Consider the following 3,954-nt stretch of genomic DNA (forward strand, 5'->3'; position numbering starts at 1 on the left):
TCTGGCACATGGTCGACCACGAGGCCCCGGCCGAGATCGCCGCCCACCTCGCCGTCGACGAGGACGCCCTCGCCCCCGTCCTGCCCGCCCTGCGCGACTGGCGCCGGCAGCGGCGCGACGAGAGCGCCATCGACTCCTGGCGCTACCGCATCGACTGGCAGCCCCTGCCCGATCCGCCCGCCGCCACCACCGCCGCCGGCACCTGGCTCGTCGTACTGCCCGCCGGACACGGCGACGACGAACGGGTCCGCGGCCCGGTCCTGGCCCTCACCGAAGCGGGCGCCACCGTCGTCACGGCCGAAGCCGGCGTCGGCGCCGTCCGTCGCGCGGACCTCGCGGACACCCTCGCCGTCGCCCTCGGAGACCGCGTTCCGACCGGCGTGCTCTCGCTGCTCGCCGTCGCCGACCGGCCCCACCCGGACCACCCGGCCCTGCCCACCGGAACGGCCCTCACCGTCGCCCTCGTCCAGGCCCTGGTCGACCTCGCCCTCACCGCACCCCTCTGGTGCGCCACCGTCGGAGCCGTGTCCACGGGCGCGGACGACCCGGTCACCCACCCCCGCCAGGCACTGGTCTGGGGCACCGGACTGGTGGCCGCGCTCGAACTGTCCGCCCGCTGGGGCGGACTCGTCGACCTGCCGTCGGACCTCGACGCCCGCGCCCGGACCCGGCTCGCCGCCGTCCTCACGGCCTCCGGCATCGGCCCCGGCCGCGAGGACCAGCTCGCCCTGCGCGCCTCCGGCCTGCTGGCCCGCCGCCTCCGCCATGCCCCCCGGAACGACGGCCGTACGAAGCCCTGGAAGCCCCGCGGCACCGTCCTGCTGACCGGTGGCACCGGTGCCGTCGGCCCGCACCTCGCCCGCTGGCTCGCACGCAGAGGCGCCACCCACCTCGTCCTGCCGGGCCGCCGCGGCCCCCAGGCACCCGGCGCGGCCGAACTCGCCGCCGAACTCGACGCCCTCGGCGTACGGCTCACCCTGCCCGTCTGCGACCTGGCGGACCGCCAGGACGTGGCGGCGCTGCTCACCGGCCTGGAGACGGCGGGCGACCCGGTCACCGCCGTCGTCCACGCCGCCGCCTTCGTCGCGCTCGCACCGCTCGACGGCACACCCATGTCCGCGTTCGAACAGATCGTCGCCGCCAAGGCCTCCGGAGCCGAACACCTCGACGCCCTCCTCGACCGGGAACTCGACGCCTTCGTCCTGTTCTCCTCCATCGCCGGAGTCTGGGGCAGCGGCGACCACGGCGCCTACGCCGCGGCCAACGCCTACCTCGGCGCCCTCGCCCAGCACCGCCGGGCCCGCGGCCTCACCGCCACCACCGTCGACTGGGGCATCTGGCAGGCCGAGAACCCGTGGCAGGACCGCATCGCCGGAGAAGACGCCGACCTGTTCAAACTGGAGCAGCACGGCCTGCCCCGGATCGCCCCCGACCTCGCCGTCCACGCCCTGCAACAGGCCCTGGACGACGACGAGACCGTACTCGCCGTCGCCGACGTCGACTGGGAGCGGTTCGCCCCCGTCTTCACCTCCACCCGCCCCAGCCCGCTGCTCACCGGCATCCCCGAAGCCCGCCGCGCCCTGGACGCGACGACCGGCGACACCGAGTCACCCGCCGCTGCACAGCTGCGGCAACGGCTCGCCGCCCTCGGCACATCCGAACAGCGGCGCCTGCTGCTCGACCTGGTCCGCACCCACGCCGCCGCCGTCCTCGGCCACCCCACAGTGGACGCGATCCGGCCCGGCAAGGCCTTCCAGGACATGGGATTCGCCTCCCTCACCGCGGTCGAACTCCGCAACCGGCTCAACACCGCCACCGGACTGCGGCTGCCGTCCACCCTGATCTTCGACCACCCCTCGTCCACCGCCCTCGCCGAGGAGATCCGCGCGGAACTCCTCGGCCGGCAGACCGCCATGGCGCACACCGACACTCCGGGCGCCGCCGCGCCCGTCCCCGTACCCGACGACGAGCCGATCGCGATCGTGTCCATGGCCTGCCGCTTCCCCGGCGGCATCGGCACCCCCGAAGACCTGTGGCGGCTGCTCGCCGAAGGCGGTGACGCCGTCTCGGACTTCCCCACCGACCGCGGCTGGGACATCGAAGCGCTCTACGACCCCGACCCCGACCGCTCCGGCACCTCCACCACCCGGCGCGGCGGTTTCCTCCACGACGCCGCCGACTTCGACGCCGAATTCTTCGGCATCTCCCCGCGCGAAGCCCTGGCCATGGACCCCCAGCAGCGGATGCTCCTGGAAACCACCTGGGAAGCCATCGAACGCGCCGCCATCGACCCCGTCGCCCTGCGCGGCAGCCGCACCGGAGTGTTCACCGGCGTCAACTACTCCGACTACGCCGCCGTCGTCGGCCAGTCGGCAGAAGGCGACGGCCACCTCCTCACCGGCAGCGCCCCCAGTGTCGTGTCCGGTCGGGTCGCCTACACCCTCGGCCTGGAAGGCCCCGCCGTGACCATCGACACGGCCTGCTCCTCCTCCCTCGTCGCGATGCACCTCGCCGGCCGGGCCCTGCGCGGCGGAGACTGCTCCCTCGCCCTGGTCGGCGGCGTCGCCGTGATGGCCACCCCCGGCGCCCTCATCAGCTTCTCCCGCCAGCGCGGACTTGCCGAGGACGGCCGCTGCAAGGCCTTCTCGGACGACGCGGACGGCATGGGCATGGGCGAAGGCGTCGGCGTCCTGCTGCTGGAACGCCTCTCGGACGCCCGGCGCAACGGGCACCCCGTCCTGGCCGTGGTCCGCGGTTCGGCGATCAACCAGGACGGCGCCAGCAACGGCCTCTCCGCCCCCAACGGCCCGTCGCAGCAGCGGGTCATCCGGGCGGCGCTCGCGGACGCGGGCCTGACGGCGTCCGAGGTGGACGTGGTGGAGGCGCACGGCACCGGCACCACCCTCGGTGACCCCATCGAGGCGCAGGCCCTGCTGGCCACCTACGGCCAGGGCCGGTCCGCCGACCGGCCCCTGTTGGTCGGCTCGCTCAAGTCCAACCTCGGCCACGCCCAGGCGGCATCGGGCGTGGCAGGGGTCATCAAGACGGTGCTGTCCATGCGGCACGGCGAGGTGCCCCGCACCCTGCACGTCGGCAGGCCGTCCGGCCACGTCGACTGGACCCGCGGCGAGCTCGCCCTCGCGACCGAGCAGCAGCCCTGGCCGGCCCACGACCGCCCGTACCGGGCCGGCGTGTCCTCCTTCGGCCTCAGCGGCACCAACGTTCACACCATCCTCGAACACACCCCCTTTGAGGACGACGGCCCGTCGGTCGCCCGCACCCCGCTGCCCGCGGTGCCCTGGCTGCTGTCGGCCAAGAGCCCGCAGGCCCTGCGCGCCCAGGCCGACCGCCTGCGCCGCCACCTCGACGGCAGCCCCGCAGCGGACCCCCGCGACATCGGCTCCGCTCTGAACGCCCGCACGTCCTTCGAGCACCGCAAGGCCCTGATCGGCGACGCAGACCGAATCCGCACCCTGCTGGACCAACTGGCCGACGCCGACGCCGACGTACAGGCCTGGGACGGCGGGCGCACGGTGGACGGCCGTACGGTGCTGGTGTTCCCGGGGCAGGGTTCGCAGTGGGTGGGGATGGCTGCGGAGCTGTTGGGTGGGTCGGCGGTGTTCGCGGGTCGGATGGCGGAGTGTGGGCGGGCTTTGTCGCCGTTCGTGGAGTGGTCGTTGGTGGAGGTGCTGGGGTCGAAGGAGTTGTTGGCGCGGGTCGACGTGGTGCAGCCGGTGTTGTGGGCCGTGATGGTGTCGCTCGCGGAGGTGTGGCGGTCCTACGGTGTGACCGTCGATGCGGTGGTGGGTCATTCGCAGGGTGAGATCGCTGCTGCGTGTGTGGCGGGTGGGCTGAGTCTGGAGGACGGGGCCCGGGTGGTGGCGCTGCGTTCGCGTGCGGTGGGGGTGTTGGCGGGCCGGGGCGGGATGGCGTCGGTGCCGTTGCCGGTGGACG

Annotated in this window: 1 protein-coding gene; it reads left to right on the forward strand. The window is 74.4% G+C overall.

Features of this window, described 5'->3' with window-relative positions; all coding sequences use genetic code 11:
• On the forward strand, positions 1–3,954 hold a 3,954-nt coding region (locus tag B9S61_RS19890), incomplete at both ends, for a type I polyketide synthase (RefSeq protein ID WP_146064894.1).

The organism is Streptomyces sp. SM1 (assembly GCF_002910825.1).
GTDB classification, from domain to species: Bacteria; Actinomycetota; Actinomycetes; order Streptomycetales; family Streptomycetaceae; genus Streptomyces; species Streptomyces okerensis.